This window comes from Paraburkholderia dipogonis (genome assembly GCF_046027395.1).
Taxonomy (GTDB): Bacteria; Pseudomonadota; Gammaproteobacteria; order Burkholderiales; family Burkholderiaceae; genus Paraburkholderia; species Paraburkholderia dipogonis_A.
The window spans coordinates 1-24,719 of the sequence record NZ_JAQQEG010000024.1; the positions used below are offsets into that span (position 1 = coordinate 1).

Annotated in this window: 26 protein-coding genes; 10 read left to right on the forward strand and 16 right to left on the reverse strand. The window is 64.3% G+C overall.

The window, feature by feature from the left end; translation table 11 throughout:
- Positions 1 to 95: 95 nt before the first annotated feature.
- Entirely contained in the window at positions 96 to 701 is a 606-nt protein-coding gene (locus tag PQR32_RS24130) for an MlaC/ttg2D family ABC transporter substrate-binding protein (RefSeq protein WP_132383355.1), read from the reverse strand.
- A gap of 213 nt (positions 702 to 914) precedes the next feature.
- Between PQR32_RS24130 and hpnN the strand changes: the two genes are divergently transcribed.
- Together hpnN and PQR32_RS24140 are read left to right on the forward strand one after the other, a co-directional pair.
- Positions 915 to 3,530: a hopanoid transporter HpnN gene (hpnN, locus tag PQR32_RS24135; protein WP_408232592.1), complete on the forward strand. Its 2,616-nt coding sequence runs from the start codon at positions 915 to 917 to the stop codon at positions 3,528 to 3,530.
- 2 nt (positions 3,531 to 3,532) lie between these two features.
- Positions 3,533 to 4,591 carry an MlaA family lipoprotein gene (locus PQR32_RS24140; protein WP_408232595.1) on the forward strand — a complete coding sequence of 353 codons (1,059 nt, stop codon included), beginning with the start codon at positions 3,533 to 3,535 and terminating at the stop codon, positions 4,589 to 4,591.
- Between the two features lie 140 nt (positions 4,592 to 4,731).
- Here the strand turns inward: PQR32_RS24140 and PQR32_RS24145 are convergent, their stop codons facing one another.
- The 8 genes from PQR32_RS24145 to PQR32_RS24180 all read right to left on the reverse strand — a co-directional run bounded on the left by PQR32_RS24145 (position 4,732) and on the right by PQR32_RS24180 (position 12,438).
- On the reverse strand, positions 4,732 to 5,211 hold the full coding sequence (locus PQR32_RS24145) for an acyl-CoA thioesterase (protein ID WP_408232598.1): 480 nt from the start codon (positions 5,209 to 5,211) through the stop codon (positions 4,732 to 4,734).
- Positions 5,212 to 5,356: 145 nt separating this feature from the next.
- Positions 5,357 to 6,088 carry a phosphorylase gene (locus PQR32_RS24150; RefSeq protein ID WP_408232601.1) on the reverse strand — a complete coding sequence of 244 codons (732 nt, stop codon included), beginning with the start codon at positions 6,086 to 6,088 and terminating at the stop codon, positions 5,357 to 5,359.
- Positions 6,089 to 6,091: 3 nt separating this feature from the next.
- Positions 6,092 to 8,122, reverse strand: coding sequence for a squalene--hopene cyclase (gene shc / locus PQR32_RS24155; RefSeq protein ID WP_408232603.1), 2,031 nt, complete (start codon positions 8,120 to 8,122; stop codon positions 6,092 to 6,094).
- Complete coding sequence (hpnE, locus tag PQR32_RS24160) at positions 8,119 to 9,387, reverse strand: hydroxysqualene dehydroxylase HpnE (RefSeq protein ID WP_408232606.1); 1,269 nt, start codon at positions 9,385 to 9,387, stop codon at positions 8,119 to 8,121. The genes shc and hpnE overlap by 4 nt, the downstream gene beginning before the upstream one ends.
- A gap of 4 nt (positions 9,388 to 9,391) precedes the next feature.
- Positions 9,392 to 10,240, reverse strand: coding sequence for a presqualene diphosphate synthase HpnD (hpnD, locus tag PQR32_RS24165; protein WP_408232609.1), 849 nt, complete (start codon positions 10,238 to 10,240; stop codon positions 9,392 to 9,394).
- 278 nt (positions 10,241 to 10,518) lie between these two features.
- Positions 10,519 to 11,457, reverse strand: a complete 939-nt coding sequence (locus PQR32_RS24170) for a sensor domain-containing diguanylate cyclase (protein WP_408232612.1) — start codon at positions 11,455 to 11,457, stop codon at positions 10,519 to 10,521.
- Positions 11,454 to 12,077: a chemotaxis protein CheC gene (locus PQR32_RS24175; protein ID WP_168789145.1), complete on the reverse strand. Its 624-nt coding sequence runs from the start codon at positions 12,075 to 12,077 to the stop codon at positions 11,454 to 11,456. Before PQR32_RS24175 ends, PQR32_RS24170 begins: the two co-directional genes overlap by 4 nt.
- The gene (locus PQR32_RS24180; protein WP_132383375.1) at positions 12,070 to 12,438 is read right to left on the reverse strand and encodes a response regulator; all 369 of its coding nucleotides are present in this window, start codon (positions 12,436 to 12,438) and stop codon (positions 12,070 to 12,072) included. The genes PQR32_RS24175 and PQR32_RS24180 overlap by 8 nt, the downstream gene beginning before the upstream one ends.
- Before the next feature lie 207 nt (positions 12,439 to 12,645).
- Here PQR32_RS24180 and PQR32_RS24185 point away from each other — a divergent pair, with 207 nt between their 5' ends.
- The 3 genes from PQR32_RS24185 (at position 12,646) to PQR32_RS24195 (ending at position 16,655) form a co-directional block, all read left to right on the forward strand.
- Positions 12,646 to 12,897, forward strand: coding sequence for a hypothetical protein (locus PQR32_RS24185; protein WP_408232615.1), 252 nt, complete (start codon positions 12,646 to 12,648; stop codon positions 12,895 to 12,897).
- A 231-nt stretch (positions 12,898 to 13,128) separates the two neighbouring features.
- On the forward strand, positions 13,129 to 15,414 hold the full coding sequence (locus tag PQR32_RS24190) for a hybrid sensor histidine kinase/response regulator family protein (protein ID WP_408232618.1): 2,286 nt from the start codon (positions 13,129 to 13,131) through the stop codon (positions 15,412 to 15,414).
- A gap of 224 nt (positions 15,415 to 15,638) precedes the next feature.
- Entirely contained in the window at positions 15,639 to 16,655 is a 1,017-nt protein-coding gene (locus PQR32_RS24195) for a hypothetical protein (RefSeq protein ID WP_408232621.1), read from the forward strand.
- A gap of 95 nt (positions 16,656 to 16,750) precedes the next feature.
- On the opposite strand, the gene PQR32_RS24200 is transcribed toward PQR32_RS24195, so the two are convergent.
- Positions 16,751 to 17,305: an NADPH-dependent FMN reductase gene (locus PQR32_RS24200; RefSeq protein WP_408232624.1), complete on the reverse strand. Its 555-nt coding sequence runs from the start codon at positions 17,303 to 17,305 to the stop codon at positions 16,751 to 16,753.
- Between the two features lie 364 nt (positions 17,306 to 17,669).
- Between PQR32_RS24200 and PQR32_RS24205 the strand changes: the two genes are divergently transcribed.
- The gene (locus PQR32_RS24205; RefSeq protein WP_408177584.1) at positions 17,670 to 17,876 is read left to right on the forward strand and encodes a hypothetical protein; all 207 of its coding nucleotides are present in this window, start codon (positions 17,670 to 17,672) and stop codon (positions 17,874 to 17,876) included.
- Positions 17,877 to 18,028: 152 nt separating this feature from the next.
- Here PQR32_RS24205 and PQR32_RS24210 read toward each other — a convergent pair whose 3' ends face one another.
- From PQR32_RS24210 to PQR32_RS24220, 3 genes are all read right to left on the reverse strand, one after another.
- On the reverse strand, positions 18,029 to 18,298 hold the full coding sequence (locus tag PQR32_RS24210; RefSeq protein WP_243658573.1) for a DUF6723 family protein: 270 nt from the start codon (positions 18,296 to 18,298) through the stop codon (positions 18,029 to 18,031).
- A gap of 11 nt (positions 18,299 to 18,309) precedes the next feature.
- On the reverse strand, positions 18,310 to 18,594 hold the full coding sequence (locus PQR32_RS24215; protein WP_408232627.1) for a hypothetical protein: 285 nt from the start codon (positions 18,592 to 18,594) through the stop codon (positions 18,310 to 18,312).
- A gap of 581 nt (positions 18,595 to 19,175) precedes the next feature.
- On the reverse strand, positions 19,176 to 19,307 hold the full coding sequence (locus tag PQR32_RS24220) for a hypothetical protein (protein ID WP_013341997.1): 132 nt from the start codon (positions 19,305 to 19,307) through the stop codon (positions 19,176 to 19,178).
- Positions 19,308 to 19,753: 446 nt separating this feature from the next.
- Between PQR32_RS24220 and PQR32_RS24225 the strand changes: the two genes are divergently transcribed.
- On the forward strand, positions 19,754 to 20,362 hold the full coding sequence (locus PQR32_RS24225) for an RNA polymerase factor sigma-70 (RefSeq protein WP_408232630.1): 609 nt from the start codon (positions 19,754 to 19,756) through the stop codon (positions 20,360 to 20,362).
- Positions 20,349 to 20,552 (forward strand): zf-HC2 domain-containing protein, encoded by a 204-nt coding sequence (locus PQR32_RS24230; protein WP_408232633.1) that lies wholly within the window; start codon positions 20,349 to 20,351, stop codon positions 20,550 to 20,552. The genes PQR32_RS24225 and PQR32_RS24230 overlap by 14 nt, the downstream gene beginning before the upstream one ends.
- Positions 20,553 to 20,578: 26 nt before the next feature.
- Here the strand turns inward: PQR32_RS24230 and PQR32_RS24235 are convergent, their stop codons facing one another.
- Together PQR32_RS24235 and PQR32_RS24240 are read right to left on the reverse strand one after the other, a co-directional pair.
- Positions 20,579 to 20,869: a DUF1272 domain-containing protein gene (locus PQR32_RS24235; protein WP_408232636.1), complete on the reverse strand. Its 291-nt coding sequence runs from the start codon at positions 20,867 to 20,869 to the stop codon at positions 20,579 to 20,581.
- A gap of 134 nt (positions 20,870 to 21,003) precedes the next feature.
- Complete coding sequence (locus tag PQR32_RS24240; protein WP_408232639.1) at positions 21,004 to 22,380, reverse strand: GntT/GntP/DsdX family permease; 1,377 nt, start codon at positions 22,378 to 22,380, stop codon at positions 21,004 to 21,006.
- 227 nt (positions 22,381 to 22,607) lie between these two features.
- Between PQR32_RS24240 and PQR32_RS24245 the strand changes: the two genes are divergently transcribed.
- Positions 22,608 to 23,594 carry a sulfonate ABC transporter substrate-binding protein gene (locus PQR32_RS24245; protein ID WP_408232642.1) on the forward strand — a complete coding sequence of 329 codons (987 nt, stop codon included), beginning with the start codon at positions 22,608 to 22,610 and terminating at the stop codon, positions 23,592 to 23,594.
- 55 nt (positions 23,595 to 23,649) lie between these two features.
- Here the strand turns inward: PQR32_RS24245 and arsC are convergent, their stop codons facing one another.
- Positions 23,650 to 24,009 carry an arsenate reductase (glutaredoxin) gene (arsC, locus tag PQR32_RS24250; RefSeq protein WP_408232645.1) on the reverse strand — a complete coding sequence of 120 codons (360 nt, stop codon included), beginning with the start codon at positions 24,007 to 24,009 and terminating at the stop codon, positions 23,650 to 23,652.
- A 224-nt stretch (positions 24,010 to 24,233) separates the two neighbouring features.
- Between arsC and PQR32_RS24255 the strand changes: the two genes are divergently transcribed.
- Positions 24,234 to 24,410, forward strand: coding sequence for a hypothetical protein (locus PQR32_RS24255; RefSeq protein WP_408232648.1), 177 nt, complete (start codon positions 24,234 to 24,236; stop codon positions 24,408 to 24,410).
- The last annotated feature ends 309 nt before the right edge of the window (positions 24,411 to 24,719 follow it).

Genomic DNA, 24,719 nt, shown 5'->3' on the forward strand with positions numbered 1-24,719 from the left:
CCCCGGGGGCCCCCCCCCCCCCCCGCGCGCGCCCCCCCCCCCCCCCCCGCTTTTTTATACCTCAGGCCTCACGCTCGACGTGAGACCATCAACCGTCACCCCGCGCTGCGCGCATTGTGGGCGGTCAAAAACTTGATCAACCCGTCGATGCCGCCTTTGGAAATCTGATCGGCGAATTGCGTCTGATACACCTGGATCAGCCAGGCGCCCATCATATTGATGTCGTAGACCTTCCAGCCAGCGGCACCCTTGGTCATGCGATAGTCGATCGCATCATCGCCGCCGTTGCTCAGCACGTGCGACTGCACGACAACGTCTTTGGCGCCGGCCGGAACGTTGACCGGCAAGAACTTGAACTTCACGTCCTGGTCACGCAGTTGCGACAGCGAGGCCGCGTAAGTGCGCGTGAGCAGCAGCGTAAACTGCTCGTACAGTTGCTTTTGCTGGTCGGGTGTCGCGGTAGCCCAGGCCTTGCCGACCGCGATCCGCGTGGTGCGCTGAAAGTCGGTGGCGGGCAGGAAGCGCGACTCCACCAGTTGGGTGATCTTCGCCATGTCGCCGCCGCGCGCCTGCGGGTCAGCCTTCATCGCGGCCACCGTGCCCTCGACAGCACTTTTTACCACCGCGTCGGGCGCGCTTTGCGCATATGCCGCGGTGGACACCACGGCCGCAGCCAGAAAAGCAGACAGATAACGTTTCATACGCTCGACAGAACCTGAAAGAAGTAAGCGCCGCCGGGCTTGCAAGCACGCGGCGAAAGCAGGATAGACCAGTATACCGAGATTGCGTTCCCGCCCCGAAGAGCGTGTGCGGGAGCCGCACTTGCTACCGAACCGGAGACTGACCGCTCCGGCTCTGTATACTTGTGCACTTTCGTCAAAAACAACAACCGTGATAAGGCCACGTTCGCCTACATGCTGAAGTCATCTATTGTCCGTCTCGTCGCCTATTCAGTGCGTCATCCGATGAGGATCGTCGCCCTGTCGCTCGTGCTCGCCGTTCTGAGCGGTTTCTACGTTGCCTATAACTTCAAGATCAACACGGACATCAGCCGTCTCATCGAGACCGACAAGCAATGGTCGTCGCTCGAAAATGCCATGGACCAGGCCTTCCCGGATCGCGGTCAAACCGTGCTGGTGGTCGTCGAAGCGCGCGCGCCGGAATTCGCCGACGCCGCCGCGCAAGCCCTGACCACGGCGCTCAAGGCCGATCCAAAGGAGTTCGTAGCGGTTTCGCAGCCGGCCGGCGGTCCGTTCTTCGAGCACAACGGCCTGCTGTTCCCGTCGACCGACGAAGTCATGTCGACCACCTCGCAGCTCGTCCAGTCGCGCCCGCTCGTCAATGCCCTCGCGCACGATCCGAGCTTGACCGGTCTTGCCGGCACGCTGACCACGAGTCTGTTGCTGCCGCTTCAGCTCGGCCAGGTGAAGCTCGGCGACATGAGCCACCTGCTGTCGCAAAGCGCGACCACACTCGACCGTGTGCTGGCCGGCCAGCCGGCCGCCTTCTCATGGCGTGCGTTAGTCGACAGGAGCGCGGCCACCGAGCCCGCGCGCGCCTTCGTCATCGTGCAGCCGGTCGTAAACTACGACGCGCTGGAGCCGGGCGCGACGGCCTCGAAGTCGATCCGCGACACCGCCGCCGCGCTGCACCTCGAGTCCCGCTACGGCGCCATCGTCCGTCTGACCGGCGAACAGCCGCTCGCGGACGAAGAGTTCGCGTCGGTCAAGGACGGCGCGGTGCTCAACGGCATCGGCACCTTCATCGTCGTGCTGATCATTTTGTGGCTGGCCCTGCGCTCGGGCCGCATGATCGCCGCCGTGTTCATCACGCTGTTCGTCGGGCTCGCGATCACCGCGGCGCTCGGCCTGATGCTGGTCGGCGCGCTGAACATGATTTCGGTCGCCTTCATGGTGCTGTTCGTCGGGCTCGGGGTCGATTTCGGCGTGCAGTTCGGCGTCAAGTATCGTGAGGAGCGCAATCGCGACAACCGTCTTTCCGCCGCGCTCATGCATACATCGCACAGCATCGGCGTGCCACTCACGCTCGCCGCGGTCGCCGTCGCGTTGAGCTTCTTCTCGTTCCTGCCGACGGCTTACCGTGGCGTGTCCGAGTTGGGCGAAATCGCGGGCGTCGGCATGTTCGTCGCGTATTTCACCAACATGACGCTGCTGCCGGCCCTGCTGAAGATCTTCAGGCCGCCCGGCGAAGCAGGTTCGCCAGGCTTCAAGCAGCTCGCGCCCGTCGACGATTTTCTCGACCACCATCGCAAGCCGGTGCTGATCGGCACGCTCATCGTCGTGATCGGCGCCACGCCGTTGCTCACGCATTTGCGCTTCGACTTCAACCCGCTTCATCTGAAGGATCCGCACACGGAATCGATGGCGACGCTGTTGTCGCTGAAGGATTCGCCTGAGGCGGCGGTCAACAACGTGCATGTGCTGGCGCCGTCGCTCGCCGAGGCCGACCGCATGGCCGCGCGTCTGCGTACGTTGCCGGAAGTGGGCCGCGTCAACACGCTCGACACCTTCGTTCCCGCCGATCAGCAGCAGAAGCTGATGCTGATCGCGAGCGCCGCGCAGCAGCTATTGCCCGCGCTGCAGCAACAGCCCGCGCAACAGGCGACGGATGCGGTGCGCGTCGCCGCGCTCAAGCGCGCGTCGAACCAGCTCTCGCTCGCCGCCGACGATCACCCGGGCCCAGGCGCCGCCGAAGCCAAGCATCTGTCCGCCACATTGCAGAAGTTAGCCGCCGCCGATGCCGCCACGCGCGATCGCGCCGAAACCGCGATGTCCGACACGCTGCGCATCGCGCTGAAGCAGTTGGCCAACCTGCTGCAACCCACCGAGATCACCCGCGAGAACCTCCCCAAGGAAATCTCCAAGGGTTGGGTCTCGAAGGACGGCCGCGCTCTCGTCGACATTTCGCCGAAGGTGAAACCCGGCACCGATCCGAACGACGACGTCATGCTCGCGCACTTCGCCCACGCGGTGAAGAAGGCGGAGCCGGGCGCGATCGGCGGGCCGATTTCGATCCTGCATTCGGCCGACACCATCATCAAGGCGTTCCTGCAGGCCGCCGGCTACGCGCTCGTGTCGATTGCGATCCTGCTGTGGATCGCGCTGCGGCGCGTCGGCGACATGCTGCGCACGCTGGTGCCGCTGCTCGTGTCGGCGCTCGTGACGCTCGAGTTGTGCGTGGTATTCGGCATGCCACTGAACTTTGCGAATATCATCGCTTTGCCGCTGATGCTCGGCGTCGGCGTAGCGTTCAAGATCTACTTCGTGATGGCGTGGCGCCACGGTCAGACCGGCCTCCTGCAGTCGAGCCTGACGCACGCTGTGCTGTTCAGTGCGGCGACCACGGCGACGGCGTTCGGCAGCCTCTGGCTATCGCACCATCCGGGGACGTCCAGTATGGGGCGCCTGCTGGCGCTCTCGTTGTTCTGCACGCTGATCGGCGCCGTGGTGTTTCAACCCGTGCTGATGGGCAAGCCGCGCTCACGTCGCGCGAAGCAAAAAGGAATATAAGCATGAAGCTGCGTAACAGCGCGCTGGCACTCGTCGCCGCCGGTTTGATTTCCGGCTGCGCCACCGGCCCCGACCGCAAGCCCGGCGACCCGTTCGAACCGGTGAACCGGGCCGTGTTCAATTTCAACGACGGGTTGGACCGCTATGTCGCCGTTCCGGTGGCGAAGGGTTACCAGAAGGTGACACCGCAACCGTTGCGCACTGCCGTGAGCAACTTCTTCTCGAATCTGGGCGATCTGACCAACGCCGCGAATGCGCTGCTGCAGTTGAAGATCACCGACGCAACCGAGGACCTCGTCCGTTTCGCGTTCAATTCGACCTTCGGTCTGGGCGGCCTGCTCGATTGGGCGACGCCGGCCGGGCTGCCCAAGCACCATCAGGATTTCGGCCTGACACTGGGTCACTGGGGCATTCCGTCGGGCCCGTACCTCGTCCTGCCGCTGTTCGGCCCGAGCACGGTGCGTGACAGCATGGGTCTTATCGTCGACGTGAAGTTCAATCCGCTGAACTACATGGAGCCGGCGGTGCGCAATCCGCTGTACGTGCTGCAGTTCGTGAGCGTGCGCTCCGACCTGCTGGGTGCGTCGGATCTGCTGCAACAGGCCGCGTTGGACAAGTACTCGTTCGTGCGCGACGCCTATACGCAGCAACGCCGTGCGCGACTGGGCGGCACCGGCGACAACGCCGCGCCGCTGCCGAACTATGACGATCAGGGCGATTCCGGCGCCTCGTCGGCACCCGCGGCGGGCGCGCCGGCGGCGGGCGCTCTGCCGAACTACGCGGATCCGGGCGACGCCGCGGAGGCTCCGAATGCGGCCTCGGGCGCCGCCACAGGGGCCCCGGCAGGTGTGCCCAACTACACCGATCCGGGAGAGACGCCCGCGAGCGGCGCAGCGGGCTCGACGCCGGCCGCGCCGGCAGGTGTGCCCAACTACAACGATCCAGGCGAGACGCCCGCTCCGGCTGCGACGCCCAGCGGCGCTTCAGGCACGGCCGCTCCGACGTCGCCCACAGCACCGGCCGACGGCACGCAGCCGGCTTCGGCGCCAGTCACGCAATAAACGCAAAATAAGTATTGGGATTCAGACAGGGCACCCAGAACGGGCGCCCCGTAAAGCCGGGCTAGACGCTGGCCAAGACAGGACGAACTCCAACCTCGGCGTGCAACGCGCCGCAGCCTGGGTTAGAGCCAATCACCGGCTCAATGCAGGCTATCCACCTCAGCGCGCGACGCAACCCGCTCTTCTTCGACGGCAACCGCGCCTTGCGGCACCGGCCGCGAATCCTCGCGATATCGGGCAAACGCCTCATCCGCATAACGAATCCGCGTGCGCCCGTGAGGCGCCGGCTCGCCGTTCTCGTCGAGATTGACGAACACCATCTTCTCGACGGTCAGGATGCTTTTGCGCGTGATCTTGTTACGCACTTCACAGCGCAGCGTGATCGACGTGCGGCCGAAATGCGTGGCGGTCATGCCGAGTTCGATGATGTCGCCCTGCCGCGCCGAACTGACGAAATTGATCTCGGACATGAACTTGGTCACGACGCGCTGATTGTCCATCTGGCAGATGGCATAGATCGCCGCTTCTTCGTCGATCCAGCGCAGAAGGCTGCCGCCGAACAGCGTGCCGTTGGGGTTCAGATCTTCGGGCTTGACCCACTTTCTGGTGTGGAAATTCATTTGGTACTCCGTGTTTGAGGCGCCTAGGCCGAACGCTTGGCGTTACGACATAGGGTTAACACTGACACTGTACCAAATATAAGGGTTTTCCCTAGTACTTCAACATCTGCTGAATAACAGGGAAAGCGCCGTCGCGACGCGCGCTTCAGATGGTGGCCATCCGCAAGGCCCCGGCCTCGCCCATCGCACGCCGTGCCTGGACCAGCGAGCGGCGCGCCGCCCGGGCATCGACGGCAACCTGGATCAGCGCGCCGAGCTGCGATGGCTGCCGGATCAATTCCCGCAGAATCGGCCCGAGCGCCGTGCTGCCGTCGTCGCGCAGACCGGCCGTGGCCGCGGAAGGCAGCGTGCGCCACGCCGGATCGACGATCGCGCGGCACACGGCAAACGGCACGCCATGCGCGGCGGCTTTCGCACCGGCAATGTGCGATTCCATATCCACCGCCAAAGCGCCGTTCGAACGATGCAGCACGTCCTTGTCGCCCGCCGTCACCAGGGGCGCGGTGACGGCCGCCATGAGACCGCGTCGCAAACGCGCGGAGGGCGGCCCGGCCGCCAGCGCGGCCGCGAGCCTGTCGGACCATGGCCGATCGGTCGGGAGGCGCCCAAATGGCCCCTCGACGGCGTCCGCGACGATCAGCGAGCCCGGCTCCAGATCCGGCGCCAAACCGCCCGCCGTGCCGAAACTGATGATGCCCGAACAGCCACGCGCCACTGCCGCGCTCAACGCGCGCTCCAGCAGATCGGCGCGCGCCGCGTAGACGACCTCGACGCCTTCGCCACGGGCGATGCGCGCCTCGAACGCCATGCCCGTCACCACGATCACCGGCAAGGGACTGCGGCCGTCATCGACTGACAGGCTTGTGGAAAGCGGCATCCGTTACATCCCGACCGCGACGCGCGTGAGGCCATTGCGCTTCAGATGACGGAAGCGCGCCAGCGCCCACAACGGGAAGAACTTGCGATAGCCGTGATAACGCAGATAGAACACGCGCGGGAAGCCGGTCGCGGTGAAACGCGTTTCGTCCCACAGGCCGTGCTCGCGCTGTTCACGCTGCAAGTATGCGACGCCGCGCGCGACCGCTTCGTGATTGACCTCGCCGGCCGCCATCAGGCCCATCAGGGCCCAAGCGGTTTGCGAAGCCGTGCTCGGCGCGCGCTCATAGCCGTGGTAGTCGAGCTTGTAGCTCTCGCCGCCCTCGCCCCAGCCGCCGTCTTCGTTCTGGATCGACAGGAGCCACTGCGCGGCGCGCTTCATACGCGGGTCGTCGTGCGACATGCCGGCTGCGCTCAGCGAACACAGCGCGGTCCAGGTGCCGTAGATGTAGTTCAGGCCCCAGCGGCCGTACCAGCTACCGTCCGATTCCTGTTCCTTCAGCATGTACGCGAACGCGCGTTGCGCCGGCTCGCTGTTCTGCGGCAGTTCGCCGAGTTGCGCGAGCATCGACAGGCAGCGGCCCGAGACGTCCGCGGTCGGCGGATCGAGCAGGGCGCCGTGATCGGAGAACGGAATGTTGTTCAGGTAGTACTGCGTGTTTTCCGGTTCGAACGCGCCCCAGCCGCCGTCGCTGCTCTGCATGCCGACCACCCATTCGCGTGCCCGCGCAATCGCTTCGCGATCGACATCCGATTGCGTGAGCGCTGCCGAGCGCTGCATCGCCATGGCGACCACCGCCGTATCGTCGACGTCCGGATAGTGCGCGTTGTTGTACTGGAACGCCCAACCACCTGGCCGCACATTCGGACGGCGCGAAATCCAGTCGCCGCGCACGTCGAGAATCTGCAGCGGACGCAGCCACGCAAGCCCGCGTTCGGCGGCCTGTTCGGCATACGCCTCGCCGGTTTCGAGCAGCGCGTGCGCCGCGAGCGACGTATCCCAGACCGGCGACAGACACGGCTGGCAATATGCTTCGTCATCCTTGATAACGAGCAGCTTGTCGATCGACTGACGAGCAATCGCGCGATTCGGATGATCGGCCGGATAACCGAGCACGTCGTACATCATCACCGAATTCGCCATGGCCGGGAAAATCGCGCCGAGGCCGTCTTCGCCATTGAGCCGTTCGTCGACGAAAGCTACCGCCTCGCGCACCGCGCGCTCGCGCGTGGCCTTCGGGAAAAGGCCGTCGACCGCGCGCAGCAGCACGTCCACGCCACTGAAAAAGCGGAACCAGCCGGCATGCTGATGTGGCGCCCGATCGCGCGGGCCGGTGTTGACCGGCGCGCCGCGGAACAGCTCGTCGATCCGCACGCGGCGCGGGTTGCGCGCCACCGGCCGCTTCGCGTTGAGCACGAGCAGCGGCACGATCACGGTACGCGCCCAGTACGACACCTTCGACAGATGGAACGGGAACCACATGGGCAACAGCATGATCTCGACGGGCATCATCGGCACCGCGCGCCAGGACACCGCGCCGAACAGCGCAAGCAGAATCCGCGTGAAGACGTTCACGGTTTCGGCACCGCCGTTGGCGAGAATCGCCTCGCGTGCGCGGACCATGTGCTCGGCGTCGACCGGGTCGCCGATCATCTTCAGTGCGAAATACGCCTTTACGCTGGCGCTGATGTCGAGCGCGCCGTCGGTGAATAGCGGCCAGCCACCGTCGGGCAACTGGATGCGGCGCAGATAGCGCGCGATCTTCTGTTCCAGCTCCACGTTCGGCGTTTCGCCGAGATAGTGGACCAGCAGCACGTATTCGGCGGGAATCGTCGCGTCGGCTTCGAGTTCGTAGACCCAGTGGCCGTCCGCCTTCTGCGCGGCGAGAATCGCGTCGGTCGCGCGCGTGATCGCGGCGTCGAGCGACGCTGCCGGCGCCTCGGCCACAACAGCGGGCGCGGGCGCATTCGGCGCTTCGTCGGCGAATTCGGGCAGGACGGCGTCCAGCGGCTGGGCTTGAGATAAATCGTTCATCGGCGTTCCATCGGTTCATTCAGCAACGTATCCGCGGCCTTCTGGCCGGAGCGGATCGCGCCTTCAATCGTCGCGGGCAGGCCGGTAGCCGTCCAGTCGCCCGCGAGCATCAAGTTATTCCAGCGAGTGCGCGTGCCGGGCCGCCGCGTTTCCTGATCCGGCAGCGCGGCGAACGTCGCACGTTTTTCCACGACGACTTGCCAGGCCGGCATCGGCGCGACCGGTAATCCGGCCGCCTGAGCCACTTCGGCCCAGACGGTGGCCGCGAGTGCGTCATGCGGCGTGTCGAGCAGCCGCTCAGCGCCGTTCACGGTCACCGACAAGCGGCCTTCGAAGGCGAACAGCCACTCGGCCGTGCCGTTGAGCAGCCCGGTGACCTGCGGCAAACCAAACGGCGGCTCGACCGCGAAATGCACGTTGACGGTCGCCGCGAAGCGCGTCGGTGCGCGCAAACCTTGCACGAGCGTTTGCGCGATGTCCGGCGATACCGCGAGAATCACGGCCTGGTTCGCGTCGAGCGCGATGCTTTCGGCGGCGAAATTCAGTGCTTGCACGCGGCGGTTGTCGGCGGCAAAGACGATTCCGTCCAGGCGCGAACCCAGCCGGATCGCCGCGCCGCCATGTTGCAGCAGCCGCAGTGCCGGATCGACGAACGCGCTGCCCAGCCCGTTGCGCGCCACCAGCGGCCGGCACGCGAGCCCGCCGGCAAGCAGGGCCTCGCGCACCATGGCGCCCGTCAGTTCCGCCGACGCTTCGCGCGGCTCGACGTTCAGCATGGCGTGAAACAGTGGCCGCAGCAGGCGGTCCCACAACGGTCCGTTGCAACGCATGGTCTGTGCGACGCTGCGCCCGGGTTTGGCGAACAGCAGCGGCGCGAGCGCCAGGTAGTCTCCCGGCCCGGTGTTCGGCACGCGCGCGTTTGGGTCGAAGACCCACCACGGCAGGTGCCCCGGCGACAGGCGCACGGTCCAGCGCGCCCGCGTGGCCAGATCCACGAACGGATATTCGGGCTGGGCCGGGCCGACCAGCTCGTCGGCGGCGCCGATCGCTCGCGCGTAGTTCAGCGTCGCGGCATTGCCCGACACCACCATGTGATTGCCGGTGTCGAGCGTCGCGCCCAGCTTGGCGTCGTAGTACGAACGGCAACGGCCGCCCGCCTGGGCAGCCGCTTCATGCAGCACGACGTGCGCGCCGCGCCGCTGCAACTGCACCGCGGCGGCCAGGCCGGCAAGGCCTGCGCCGACCACGTGTACGAGCTTTTGCATCAGCTCAGAAGAGCGCGTAACGCGCGACGATCCACAGCATGCGGAGCTTGGGCTTGCTGACCTTCGTCCGCGGAATGTCGAAGCCGCGCTCGAGCGTCCGTTCGAGCAGCACGCGATACACGCCCGACATGATGCGCGGCGCGCGCACGTGGTTGCGCGGCTCGCGGTCCATGATCGCGTCAGAGGCGGCGAAGTGTTCCTTGGCCCGCTCGGCGAGCGTGGCACACACGCGCGGCAGCGACGGGTCATCGGCGATCTGCGTGGGGTTCGTCACCGCGATGCCTTCACGCGCCAGCAGTTCGTGCGGCAGATAGCAGCGGTTGATGCCGGCGTCTTCGTCGATATCGCGCAGGATGTTGGTGAGCTGCAGCGCGCGGCCCAGATGATGCGCGAGCAAACGGCCGGGCTCTTCCTGCATCCCGAATATCCTCACCGATAGACGGCCCGCCGCACTGGCGACACGGTCGCAATAGAGGTCGAGCGTGTCTTCATCGGGGGCGCAGATGTCTTCGGCGGCGTCCATCGCCATGCCGTCGATCATCGCGTGAAAGTCTTCGCGTTGCAGATGAAACGTGTGAATGTGCCGCGTCAGCGCGCGCAGCGAAGCACGCGGCGCGCCGGCGTAGCACGCGTCGATATCGGCACGCCAGCGCTCGAGCGCGGCGGCGCGTTCGGCGCGCGGCAGGTCGCTGTCGGCGATATCGTCGACAGCGCGGCAGAAAGCGTAGACCTGATACATCGCATCGCGCTGCGCGGCCGGCAGGATGCGCATTGCGAGATAGAACGAGCTGCCGGATGTGGCGGCAGCGGCGTCGATTTCTGTATCGTCCACGACAAGATTGGAAACAGCCAAGACGATCTCCGCTGGAGGCGCCCGCTGAAAGGCGTTCAAGAAGTTTTATGCCTGCCCGCAGGGCCGGCGGCACGCGCGCGGGGACACGCGCGAAACACCCGGCTGGGAGGCCGGAAACGGCGAAAAGTATATCAACGTTTGTGAGATGCCGCAGTTTCGTCGGCGGATTTGGGGCCGGAAGGAAGCCCGGAAGCGGTAGGGCGGTGCGTCAGACGGCTTGCTGCAGGGCTTGCATGGCGCTTCGTGCGGGGCGGAAACGTCGCTGCCGCGTGGCGGCGTCAGACAAACGCGACCGAGCGATTGCGTCCTTGCCGCTTTGCGCTATAGAGCGCGGCGTCAGCTTCGTTGATGAGCACGTCATACGAAGGCACGCCGACCCGCGCCGACGCGCCGCCGACGCTCGCCGTCACCGGCACGCTCGTACCCTGCACTTCGACCGGCGTGTCGGCGATCGTGCAGCGAATCTTTTCCGCGACGCGCATCGCGTCGTCGAGCGGCGTGCAAGGCAGTAGCAACGCGAATTCCTCGCCGCCGAAACGCCCGAAGGTATCCTGCGCCCGCACCACCTCGACGACGCGTTGCGCCATCACGCGCAACACCGTATCGCCGACACCGTGGCCGAACTGGTCGTTGATCTTCTTGAAGTGATCGAGATCGAACAGCAGCACCGACATATCGCCGCCGTAGCGCTGCCAGCGCGTGTATTCGTCGCGCAGACGCGCTTCGAAGAAGCGTCGGTTGGCGATGCCCGTCAGACCGTCGCGGTCGGCATATTCCTGCAGCTTCGCGACCGCCTCTTCGCGTTCGCGCTGCACGATGCTCACGTGCGTAACGTCGGAAATGGTCACGCACACGGCCACCACTTCGCGCTCGCGCATGAGCGGCATGAAGGTGCAGTCCTGCTGCATGAAATCGACGCCGCCGGTAATCGGTCGGTCGTGATCGAACTTGAAGAGATACGGGCGCTGCTCCCACGAACTGAACGCAAAGCTGCCGAGCTGAAAAACACTTTCGATCTTGCGCGACAGCCACACGCGCGGCAGTTCCGGAAAATGCGTGTACAGCGACTTGCCGACCACCTGGTCCGGCGTCAGTCCGCTGTGATCCTGCATGAAGCGGTTCCACATGAGCACGTTCATGTCGCGGTCCAGCACGAAGATGCCGAAACCGACACGTTCCACCACCAGATCGCTCAACGAGTCCACGGGCACATTCATAGGCTCGACAGCAGCGCGTCGAGCGCGCCGTTCATGTGGCGAATCGATTCTTCGGCCATCAGCATCACGAGGTGCGCGCGGAAGCTCTGGTCCTCGAGCGCGAAATTCACTTCGACCAGCAAGGCGACTTCCCATTGCAGCACGCCGGGCTGGAACACCTCGTCGAGCGTCATGGCTTCGCCGAGCAAACCCGGCGCGGAGAAGATCGGCGTGCGGCCGAGCTGGTCGAGAATGCACGACACGCAGGCGCCGGTCAGCACGTTGGCCACATCGAACACCAGCTCTGTCTGGCTCACTGCCTCGTAGGTCGAGCGCGAGTACGGATCGCTGACGAGCGCACACAGTTGCTCGATGCTGTCGCTGCGGCAGATCACCAGCGCCTCGCCCTTGATATCGGAGCGGAAACCCTGGCGCACCGCGCTCACCGTGTCCTCGATCCCGGTCATCTCCCGCAGCGCCTGCGCCGCCTCGCTGACCGCCACCACCTTCACGCGCGGCACCGACAATTCGATGAACGCATCGAGCAGCCGCGCAAGACGCGTCGCGGCTTGGCCCATCGCCAGATTGGCGACCTCCTGCAGCGCGTCGCGCTGATCTTCGTTGAGGACTGGCTCAGACATACAACCCGTACTCCTTGAGGATGGGTAGTACCGCCTCGGGCGTCACGGGCTTCGCGATGAACGCCACGGCGCCGAGCGCGCGCACGCGCGACTGGGCCATCGGCTGAACATCGGCGGAGACGACGATGACGAAGGTGTTCAGATCCTCGTGCTGCAGCGCTTCCAGCACCTGATAGCCGGTCATGTCCGGCATGGTCAGGTCGAGGAACATCACCGACGCTTTGCCTTCACGATACAGAGCGAGCGCTTCGCGCCCGTTCGATGCGTAAGACACGTCGACCTCCCAGTCCGGCGGCAATGCCTTGGTGAGCACTTTGCGGGCAAGCAACGAATCATCGGCGATCACAATAGGCAAAGGCATGGGCGGGTCGGAAAGCGGAATTAGCTCATTCGCGTTAACGGCGGATCGAGGTGGATTCTTTAGCGCGAAGTCTGTCGACCAGCGGCAAAGCGGGCTGAAGCTTGCTGAAATCCGGATTGCAGGCGAGCGGGGAGCGCGCGCGGCGAGGCGCGATGGACGGAACCGGTGGGCACGCCTGAAAGCGTACGCGCACGGTGGACGACGGCTATGACCGGCATGTTCGAAGCCTACCCCGTAGATGAATCTGCGCGGCCTCGTGGATCGGGCTGGTCCCTTGCCGCGCGCGTGATCCGCGAGCGCCTTCCGCCACGCGTGGTACGCATGGCTTGGCTGGGTGCCCTCGCGGCAGATGCGTCCGAACATGGCGGACGCATTTTTATCATGGCGCTGATTCTCGAAGTAAAACGGCGGAAAGGCAACTCGCCAATTTCGCTTTCGTTAAAGAGATTTTCCCATTAAATACTATTTTTGAAAATATCTCGGTAGATTCGGAAGGAATTCTTTTACTTCTATCCTTTTGTGTACGTTTGCGCTTCTCGATTCGTCGCTGTTTTAAAAAGCAGACGATTGAGTCGTCAGTCGATGGCGGTCCGTTTGCCGCGGGTAACTTCTACCGCCGCTCCGTGTCTATGCTTCTCGTATGATGCTGACTCCCGGCCTCTGTCCCGAACGACCTTCGCATTATCGACAATGACACCAGACCGGTTCGAACCGCCGCCCGCGAGCCGCCTTGCCACTCATCGGCAGGATGAGGCCTTGTTCCCCGCCGTGCCGGAACAGAATTTTTATGTGCGGCGCATCACTTTGATCGCGCTGCTGATCGCGGCGATCGTCCTGCCCTGCGTGTATGTCGCGGCCATGGCGCTCAGCAATCTGCGCGTGCGCGAGGCCGACGCCACCGACATGACGTTGCGCACGGTCCGGATTGCCGAAGAACACGCGCTGAAAGTGTTCGACATGAACGAGACGCTCGACGCGCGCATCGTCGATCTGACCGAGGGTCTGGACGACGACGGCATTCGCGCCCGCGAAGCCGCCATTCACGAGAAGCTGCGCGTCATGGGCGGCGGCTATCCGCAAGTGGCCGCCGTATCGATCTTCGGGCGCGACGGCGCCCTGCTCGCCAGCAGCCGCTACCTGCCGTCGCCAGTCATTTCAGTCGGCGAGCGCGAGGATTTCACCGGCATTCGCGACGGCAAGGATCTCGAGCATGTGTCGAAGGTCATGACGGGGCACGTGGCCGGCGAACAGGTGTTCAACATGGGCGTCAAGCGGGCCAGCGCCGATGGCTCGTTCGCCGGCGTGGTCTCCGTCGCGCTGCGGCCGAGCTATTTCGACGCGTTCTACCGCGAACTGCTCGGCGGCAACAACAGCGGCACGCCGATGACCATGAGCCTCGTGCGCACCGACGGCTCCATCCTCGCGCACTATCCGCGCACGCCGCGCGAGCCCACCGCGATGGCGCCGCAAACGCCGTTCGCCGAAGCGCTCGCGCAGGGACGCCGGGCTGGCGTGGTGCGCATGCATTCGAATGTCGACGGCGAAGATCTGATCCTCGCGTTCCGCCACGTCGGTTCGTATCCCGTGTACGTGGTGTGCGGCTACCGTGCCTCGGCGATCTGGGCCGCATGGTACCGGCACCTCGGCGTGCTGATCCTGTCGATGTTCACGCCGTCCATCGCGCTGTGGTGCGTGATCTGGTTGTCGCTGCGCCGCCTCGGCGCCGAGCAGGAGGCGTGGGAGCGCTGGCAGGCCGAAGCGTCGATGCGCCGCTCGATCGAATCGGCGTATCGCCAGTCGCGCAAGATGGAAGCGCTGGGCACGCTGGTCGGCAGCGTCGCGCACGATTTCAACAACCTGCTGATGATCCTCTCGGCCAACGTGCAGATCGCGCGGCGGCGCGGCGTAACGGGTCTGGACCGCGAATTGTCGGCGATGGAACGGGCGCTCAAGAGCGGCCAGTCGCTCACACGGCAATTGCTCGGCGTGGCGCGCAAGCAGCCGCTGCGCAACGAGACGCTGTCGCTCAAACGCTGGCTGCCGGCGTGCCGCGAATTGCTGCGCGCCTCGCTCGGCGCGAAGGTGTCGCTGGTGATCGATATCGGCGTCGAGATCTGGCCGATGCGCGTCGACGTCGCCGAACTGGAGCTGGCGCTCATCAACGTTGCGGTGAACGCGCGCGACGCCATGCCGAACGGCGGCCGCTTCACGGTGCGCGCCACCAATATCCAATTCCGGCACGAAGACGGCTTTCCGCTGACGGGCGACTTCGTGCAACTGTCGCTCGAAGATACCGGCGTGGGCATGGCGCCCGAGGTGCTCGCGCGCGCCTTCGAACCGCTGTTCACGACCAAGCCGAAAGGCATGGGCACGGGCCTCGGCTTGCCGCAGGTTTTCGCGTTCTGCGAGCGTTCCGGCGGCCTCGCCGCGATCGACAGCGCGGTCGGCGCGGGCACTTCCGTGCGGCTCTATCTGCCACGCGCCACAGCTGAGCCGGAGGTCGACGGACCGCCCGAAACCGGCGCCGAGGAGAACGGCGCGCCGCCGGGCCTGCGCATTCTGCTGGTCGAAGACAACGAGGAAGTGGCCGCCGGCACGGAAGCCCTTCTGCAGATGATGGGCCACCAGGTGACGTGCGTCTTCAACGCCGACACCGCGCTGCGCCTGTTCGACGACGCCCACGCGCGGCAAGCGCGCACCGGCGAACCGCTGCCATTCGATCTGGTGCTGTCCGACATCCATATGCCCGGCACCATGAACGGCATCGATCTGGCCGAGGCGGTGCTCGCATTCAAGACCAAACTGCCGGTCATTCTCGTCACCGGCTACGCGGAAGAACTCGACCGGGCCCGCCACGTGGATGTGCGGGTACTCTCCAAGCCTTTCGATATCGGTTTGCTGGAAGAACTCCTGCAAGCGATCCAGCACGATCTGACGCAGACGGGCGCCGACCCGGCGGCGCATCCGGCGGAGTAAGCCTCGCGCTGGCGGGCGTCGGCCCAAGCCTGACATTACCGGCGGTTGTAAAAGCGCGGCGGCGGCATGCCGCGGTTTTTTGCGTCGCCGCCGCGCGTGGGTAGGCGTCGGCAGGCGCGCAGGCCCGTCGCACGGGCCCGGCACGATCGTTGCGGCGTACTAGGGTAAGGAGGGCGTCGCGTTGGCGCGTCGTCCGTTCTGCCTAAATACGTCGGGAGACAGCCATGCGACACACCGTGATTGGTTTATTCGACACCTACGCTCAAGCGGAAGCCGCGCGCGACACGCTCGTCCAGACCGGTTTTGGACGCGAGACGATCGAATTGCAGGCGACCCCGGAGCCGTCCGTCGGCTCCGCGACCGACGAAGTCGCCGGTTCGGGCGTGCTGGCGAATATTGAACGCTTTCTGTCGAGCCTGTTTGCAAGCGGCCCCCGTGCGCCGGAAACAGCGCGCTACGCCGAGGCCGTACGCCGCGGCGCGGTGCTGGTGTGCGTCAATGCGGCGAGCGAAGCCCATGCGGACCTCGCTCGCAGTACCTTGACGGGACTGGGCGCGACCGACATCGGCGAGCGCTCGCCCGACTGGGACACGCCAATCGACGAATCCGGGCGGGAGCATTCCGTCCTCGATGAACTCGGCATCGGCGCGGTGACGCCGGGCGCGCCGCGTACGTCGAGCGTATCGACGTCGTCGAGCGCGGCCGCCACTACGCGGCCTGCCACGATGGCTGATCCGCAGTACACCGTGCCTCCGGGCAGCACCGACGCCGAGCCGTTCGTGCCGCCGCCGCTTAGCGAGCGGCCGCTGATGGATCCGGTCAACGAACCGGTCACGGATCCGCTAGTCGGCGACGTGGGGCGTAGCGCGATCGCCGCGGGCTCGGTGCCGGGTTCGGGCGCGGTCATGCAGCCGTCCGAAGTCGTCTCCGAAGCGGGTCAGCCGGCCGCCGGTTTAGGCGGCCAGATGCCGAACGAATGTCTCGAGTACGAGGAAGACTTCCGCGCGCACTATGACGAGCAGTACGCCTCCGAAAACGCACGCTACGAAGACTACGTGCCGGCCTATCGCTATGGCGCGGAGATCGGTAAGGACATGCGTTATCGCGACCAGCCTTGGGACGACGTCGAACCGGAAGCACGACGTCATTGGGAAACCACCTCGCCGGACAGCACGTGGGAGCGTTTCAAGCTGGCCGTGCGTCACGGCTGGGAGCGGGTGACGGGACATCACCACGTCTGAGCGTGAGTGCATTCGTGGCGGCGGGCCGTGCGGTTACGGCATCGTCGCCGCGTTCAGTCGTCTGATCCGCCGCTCCTGTTACCGCACCTGCTGCGTCATGCCGCGGTTTGGTGCTTGACCCACGCGACGTAGCGATCGACGAAAGTCTGTAGGAATTTGCGTATGCCGTCGCTCAGGATCTCGCCTTTTTCGTTGATAACCGCCGCATCGTGCTTGATGAACACCTCGGGTTGACCGAGCGTCGCGACGTCGAGATACGCCAGCACATTGCGCAGATGCTGTTGCGCCAACGCCGTGCCGGTCGCGCCGAGCGACGTGCCGATCACGGCGCCGGGTTTGCCGCCCCATGAATTGGTGCCCCACGGGCGCGAACCCCAATCGAGCGCGTTTTTCAGCACACCGGGCATGGACCGGTTGTATTCGGGGGTGACGAACAGCAGCCCATCGGCGGCTTCAATGCGCTGCTTCAGGTGTTTGCCGGCTTCCGGGTAGTCGGCGTCGTAGTCCTGGCTGTAGAGTGGCAACGAGCCGATGTCGATGAATTCGAAGGTGAAGTCGGAGGGCGCCAGTGAGATCACGGCTTGCGCCAACTGCCGGTTGAACGACTCACGGCGCAAGCTGCCGACGACGACTGCAATGTGATGGGCCATGATTCGCTTCCTTGTTGTGAGGCGCTCGAGGCGCAGAACAGTACGAACTGTCCATCATAGGCAAAAGCTGGGCGGGCGGCGGCGACGGGCGCCAAAATACCGGCGCGCGACTATTGGGGCACGTACGACAGGGTGGCGTGCAGTGGATAACTTTGCATCCCGCAAAGTTATCCACAGATTCGCTGAATAACCTTGTGGATAACTGGTACTTTTGCCTTGTCAATCAAGCATGCTTTCGGTCTAGGACGTTTTGAGGCAAACAGGCGTTTGTGCCTGTCCTGCTCCGACAGAAATCGACGCGACGGGCATAAATGACCGATCACGCGTACCGCGTGAGCAAGTCTAGTTAATGGAGGATCGAGCGATGAGTCCGAATTACGCAGGCAAATCCCACGACGAAGCGGTCGCTGCTCGCAAGAAAGAAAAGCAGCGGGCGCAGGAACAGCCGGGCGGCGAGATGGCGGTCGACGGTACGGAAGCGGACGCCGTGCATAGCAGCGGCGAGTTGTCCGAACGCGGCAAGGAAGTGTGGCGCCGCGGTAGCGGCATGGATGGCGGCGGGAAGATTTAGTCGCCGGTAGCGCGGCGCGCCTGTTGTCTTGGGCCGTCGCGTTGTGCCTTGCGTTTGGCGCTTCGTGGTGGGTATCGTCAAACCATGAAGGCGAGGCGTTGTGATGCCTTGCTGCCTACGTCACGAGTTAGTCTCGCTCCGCATTAGCCGCGTTACTCCGGCACAGCAATGTCGCCGTCCACAAGTTGCCAGCCGTAGGTCTCGGCAAACAGCTGGGCCGCGTCGGCGTCTTCGAAAAAGGGCATGTCGGCGTGACCCTGGAACGGGTAGATCACCCGCTCGTCGCTCAAGCGGATCACTTTCAGTGTCGGCACCGTGCCGCTCGAGGTACGGCGGGAAGACGCCATCACCTGATAGTTCGCGCGGCCCGTCAGAGCCGGAAGATTCGCGCCCTGCGAGCGCCTGGAAGCTTGACTTGCCATTGGCGCGCGCATCAGAGCCCAGCGATCGACTGGCCGGCAACCATGCCGTCGATGACCTGCTCCGCGTAACTGGCTGAAGCGATGCGCGCGTCACCGGCCGCGCCGAACGGTGAACGACTCGGCACGCGAAACACGCGGCTGCTGGTCATCGTGTCGTCGGTGCCGCGCCGGCAGATTCGCACGGCGGCATCGAAGCCCGAATCGTAGTGGCGGGCGCCATCGAGACCGCTCGGCTGGTGCGGATACACCAACGGATAGATCTCTAGACCCCGGTAGCTTCTGATCGTATTACCCATGATGCTCGTCTCCGGTGAAGGCTTTCGTGGAACGCGACGTCGTCGTCGGGCGCAATGCCGGCCGGATCGCGGCGTACCAGCGAAACGTGGTGTTGATCGACGATGTGCGTACAGAGCGGCCGCTTCAATCAGGCCGGGCCGACGACATCGCAGAGCTGCGTAGAAGGAAGGGACCCCGTTGAGTTCAGGGCGCTGTGATGCGAGGCGTTTGCGTCAGAGACTGCGCGCGATGCGCAGGAGAACTGCAAGCTGTTGACCCACTGTAACACGTTAGTAGGGTGAACATTGAACGCATTTGTGTGCCGGGCGCGAGTGTTGCTTCGGAGTGCCGGGTATTGTTTTCCGCTGCTGTGATGCGCCGCGTCTCTTGGACCGTGTTTTTCTGGATTTTTATTGGCGGAGGGCACTCGCCGCTTTTGATTTTGGGCGTGTAGCGGGGTTGCCCGGAAGACCTCACGCCAGTATCGCGCAGCCGGTCTAATCTCTGGCTCAAAAGCAAAGGGCGCCACTATGAACTGGCGCCCTTCTTTTTTGACTTCGAGAAACTCTTTCGCGTCGACGGGTCCGCGCCCGTCAGCCGATCAGTTGCCGAAGAACACGTTGCAGTACGACGCCGGGCCGTTGCACTGCGACGGAGCGGCAGCGTGGGCGGCGCCGGAAGCGGCTGCAAACAGGGCGACGGAAGCGATCAGGGCGGAAAGAATGCGTTTCATGGTGCTGCTCCTCAGCGTTTGGTTCGCGATCTGGGGCGATCGATGGACTGAAGAATATCGACTGAGGGTCCGCCGACAAACAGCGAAGACAATAAGACTTTTTTTCAAATACTGAAATAATCCGGCCGGCCAGCCGGTGCAGTTTCGGGCGCCCATTGGCGGTGGGTATTGCTCGCCCGGCGATACACCGCCAGCGCCGCTCCCCTGCAATTTCACTTTTCGCAATAATCTATTGTCGTTGTCATAAGTGCCCGCACGGCGCGACCAAGCTCATCTGGTCATCGCTCATGGTCGGGCCTATGTTCAATACCGATTCGATTGCGCAGGCGCTCGCGGGAGAATGGCGCACGCGCTCAGCCACAGTGCGAGGAAAACCACCCGCTTATGAATCACTACGGTCCAGGAAAAAACGCGCGCCAGACGGCATCGCGCCAACGGGGCAGTCCATGGCGCAAGTAGGCGGCACGGCGCTCGACGATCCCGTTTATCTGGCGCAATTGCGGCGCGACCTGGTGCGCTTTGCCCGTTTGCAATTGCGCGATGCCGCCGCCGCGGAAGATGCCGTCCAGGAAGCGCTCGCTGCGGCATGGACGCAAGCCGATCGATTCGCCGCGCAGTCGGAACACAAGACCTGGGTGTTCGGCATCCTACGGCACAAACTCGTCGACACCCTGCGAGCCCGGCGACGCACGATCAACCTGTCGGCGCTCGAATCCGAACTCGACGGTGAAGCGTTGCTCGATCGCGAGCTGTTCAAGGACAACGGCCATTGGTCGCGCGAAACCAAGCCGCGCCCCTGGCCGACGCCGGAAACCGCGCTGCGTCAGCAACAGTTCTGGGCCTTGTTCGAGATGTGCCTCGAACACTTGCCGGAGCACATCGGACGCGTGTTCATGATGCGCGAATTCCTCGATCTCGATACCGAGGCGATTTGCGCCGAATTGCAGATGACCGCCAATCATTGCAGCGTGCTGATCTACCGCGCGCGGCTGCGCTTGCGCACTTGCCTGAGCGAAAAGGGCCTATCCAGCGAGGATGCGAATGGGGAAATGTAAGCACATCACGCGCTTGTTGTCCGACGCGCTCGACCGTTCGTTGACGACCGGCGAGTGGGTCGCGATCCGGCTGCATCTGCCGACCTGCAGTGGCTGTCGCAACTATCGCAAACAGATCCGTCTGCTGCGCGTGGCAGCGCATACGTTGAGTGGAATCGCGACGCCGGGTGCGGTGAATAGTGACGATTGAAGCGCGCGGTGAGCGCGCCACTTCGTCTAGCGCTCGCCGGGCGGCGTGTTCTGGTAGCGCCCGAAGAAACGCGCGTGCGATGCTTCGTCGATCGAAACGGGATGCGGCGTGGTGCCGGCCGGATGTTTCTCGAGCTGCGCGCGCGTGCGAATCGGCCGATGCTGGAAATTGCCGCCACAATTCGGACATACATTGCGCAGCGTAGTGAGCGCGCACACTTCGCAGAAGGTGCATTCGTACGTGCAGATCATGGCATCGGATGCGTTCGGCGGCAGTGACTTGCCGCATCCTTCGCAGGACGGTCTCAGTTCAAGCATGGTGACTCCGCGTTTTCAGGGAAGCGAGGTGCGGGACCGCAGCTCGCCTGCCAGGCAGTGTAGGCGGCGTCGGCCGCCCGGAATGGACAGCCGGGCATCAATTCCTGCCAACGCCGCGAGAGCCTGGCGCACCGTCACGTCAGCACGGTCCACAACACGAGCGTGAGCGCGAGGCCGACGACGGACACGATCGTCTGCAACACCGACCAGACCAGCACCGTCTGTTTCAGTTGCAGGCCGAAGTACTCGCGGACCATCCAGAAGCCTGCATCGTTCACGTGGCAGAAGAACACCGAGCCCGCGCCGATGGCGAGCGCCATCAGCGAATTGTGCGTCGTGCTCAGACCGGCGACGACCGGTGCGACGATGCCGGCCGTCGTCGTGGTGGCAACCGTCGCCGAGCCCGTCGCCTGGCGCAGCGCAACGGCGATCAGCCACGCCAGCAGAATCAGCGGCATGTGCGCGCCGATCGCGATCTTGCCGATGGTCGAGCTGATGCCGGCCACCACGAGCGCCTGCTTGAGACCGCCGCCGGCGCCGATGGTCAGCAGCAGCGCGGCGATCGGCGGCAAACTCTTGCGCAGAATGCCGCCGACGCGCTCGCGCGCCATGCCCCGCGACCAGCCGAGCGCCACCACGGCGAACAACACGGTGAGGCCGAGCGCGATCAACGGCTCACCCAGGAAATTCAACGTGTTGAACAGGAACGTTTCGGGCTGAAGCAGCAGTTTGGCGACGGTGCGCCCTAGCATCAACACGACGGGCAACAGGATCGTAATGAGCGAGATCGTGAAACTCGGCGGCTCGCCGGTGTCTTGCCTGGCGCTGAAGAGCTTGCCCATTTCCTCCGGTTCGACCACGTGCATCCGCTTGGATAACCAGATGCCATACAGCGGACCCGCGAGAATCACCGCCGGAATCGCGACGATCAGGCCGAGCCCGAGCGTCAGACCGAGATCGGCATGCAGTGCGCTCACCGCGATCAGCGGACCCGGATGCGGTGGCAGGAGTGCGTGCAGCGTGGTCATGCCGGCCAGCGCCGGAATTGCGATGCGCAGGATCGGCTGCTGCGAACGGCGCGCCATGACGAAGATGATCGGCACCATCATCACGAGGCCGACTTCGAAGAAGAGCGGCAAGCCGATGATCAGCGCGACGACTGCCATCATCCACGGCAGCGTGCGAGGCGTGGAGTGTTTGAGAATGGTCGAGACGAGCCGGTCGGCGGCGCCGGATTCGGCCATGAGCGCACCGAGCATGGCGCCGAGCGCAATGATGATGCCGACGTCGCCGAGCAAAGCGCCGGCGCCTTTACTGAATGCACTCGCGACGGCTTCGAGCGGCAGGCCGGCTGAAAAACCCGCGGCGAACGTGCCGACCAGAATCGACAGGAACGGCGCGAGTTTCAGCACGCTGATGAAAACGATGATCAGTGCGAGCCCGAGCACGCACGACAGAATGAGTTGGGTGTCGTGGGATGACCACGGCGCGAGTGTTGTCGTCAGATGCACGCTGTTCCTTTTTTGTCGAATGACGCAGCCGCGGCCGGGCGCGGATGACGAATTGTAGCGGCGGCTTCAGATTCGACGCAGTTAGGCAGGCAAAGCGCAGGCCGTCCTGCTTCGTTTCATTCGCGTGATTTGCTTATGCGAATTTATCGGTTCGTCCAGGCTTGCAGACGAATTATCGTCAGAGCCAATCGGTCCGTTTTGCGTCCGTCTTTTTTACGAGCCCTCTTATGTCACGTCATCCGCTGCTCACGCGCCGCGCGTTCATTGCCGGCGTGGGCGCAACGCTCGCCGCCGCCACGCTGCCCGTCATCTCCGCGTCCGCTTTTGCCGCCGAGGCGCACGCCAAGGAATTCCGCATCGGCTATCAGAAAGCCGCCAATACGCTGGTGTTGCTGAAGGCGCACGGTACGCTCGAAAAACGGCTCGCGCCGCTCGGCATCACCGTCAAATGGACCGAGTTTCCTGCGGGGCCGCAGTTACTGGAAGGACTGAATGTCGGCGCCATCGACTTCGGCTATGTCGGCGAGGCACCGCCCGTGTTCGCGCAGGCCGCCGGCGCGAACTTCGTCTACGTTGCCTATGAGATCCCGACGCCGCATGCCGAAGGCATCCTCGTGCATCAGGATGCGCCGATCAAAACGCTGGCCGATCTGAAGGGCAAGAAGATCGCCTTCAACAAGGGTTCGGATGTCCACTGGTTCCTGGTCGCCGCGCTGCAGAAGAGCGGCGTGAAGTACAGCGAGATTCAGCCGGTCTTTCTGGCGCCAGCCGATGCGCGCGCGGCCTTCGAACGCGGTGCGATCGATGCGTGGGCAATTTGGGATCCGTTCCTCGAAGCGGCGAAGCGGCAGTCGAACGCGCGCTTGCTCGCGGATGCCGACGGCATCGTCAGCCATCACCAGTTCTTCCTGAGCGCGCGGTCGTTCGCGCAACAGAACGCCGATGTGCTCGCGATTACGATGGACGAAGTGGGCAAAGAAGGCGCGTGGGTTCGGGAGCACTACAGCGAGGCTGCCGCGCAACTCGCGCCGATTCAGGGGCTCGACGCCGGCGTGATCGAAGCGGGCTTGCGGCACTACGCGCACGTCTACAAACCCGTCGATGCGAATGTGCTTGCAGAACAGCAGCGTATCGCAGACACCTTCAGTGAGCTGCGTATCATCCCGACGAAGATCGTTACCAAGGATGCGGCGTTGCCTGGTAGCAAGGTCTAGTCTGCAGGCTTAGCTTCATATACTCGGCTTCGATTTGAGAGCCTTCCTGCGTCATTCAGGCGAAAAGTGCGGCGACGTTTTCCGGCGGGCGGCCGATTACGGCTCGCCCGTTTCGCACGACGATCGGCCGTTGCAGAAGGATCGGATGTTTCGCCAATGCTTCGTATAACTGAGAGTCAGTCAAGGTAGTGTCGGCGAGTTGCAGTTCCTTGTATTCGGCTTCGTTGTCGCGAATCATCTCGCGGACAGTGCAGCCTAGTTGTGCGTTCAGTTGCTTGAGTTGTTCGACCGTGAGCGGATGCTTCAGGTATTCGACGATTTCTATTGCTTCGCTTGCGCCGTTGTAGGTGCTGGTGATTAGCTCGCATGCGGCGCGCGATTTTGAGCAGCGGGGGTTGTGGTAGATCGTGATCATGGGTTTTGGACTGGTGTGGGTGGTTCCGGAATGCGTGTGCGCGACGATAGTTGGTGGGATTTTAGCGGGTGGGGAGATGGCTGGGCGACGCGTTGCTGCAGAGATTTTTGTGGTTGCGGGGTTGCGCTACGGGCCGTGGATGCGGATGTAGATACGGAGAGCGGAGGCGTTCCGTAATCGCGTGACGCGCGTGATTACCGCTTTCGGCTTAGGCTTTCGCGTCGATGAAGTTTTTTTCTGTTCGCTTCACACCCGAAATCATTGAGCGTCTGCGGAATGATTCGGGCTCGGCAGGCCATGCCAGCTATTTGTGGATCACCTGTCCGGCGCTGCGTGAACGCGACCTGGCGGGCTTCCAAAAGATGAAGCGCCTGCGATCCATGAACTTCAGCGACTGGTAGGCAAAGGACTTGGCTAAGCGGCGGCTAGGTGTTGAACGGCGCCTGTGTTTGCAACGGTTTGATTTCGCGGTTTATGCGCATAAACCGTGCGACCCACTTTCCGCGATAGCCAGATCATTGAAGCGCAGCGAACTCGACCCTACGCACGCTGTGTACGCGCGTCCTCCGTGCTCGTGGATGTAATCGCTGGCCATGCTCCCCGGGTCCCCCGCTCTCGGGCTCTCGGGCTCTCGGGCTCTCGGGCTCTCGGGCTCTCGGGCTCTCGGGCTCTCGGGCTCTCGGGCTCTCGGCTCCCGGCTCCCGGCTCCC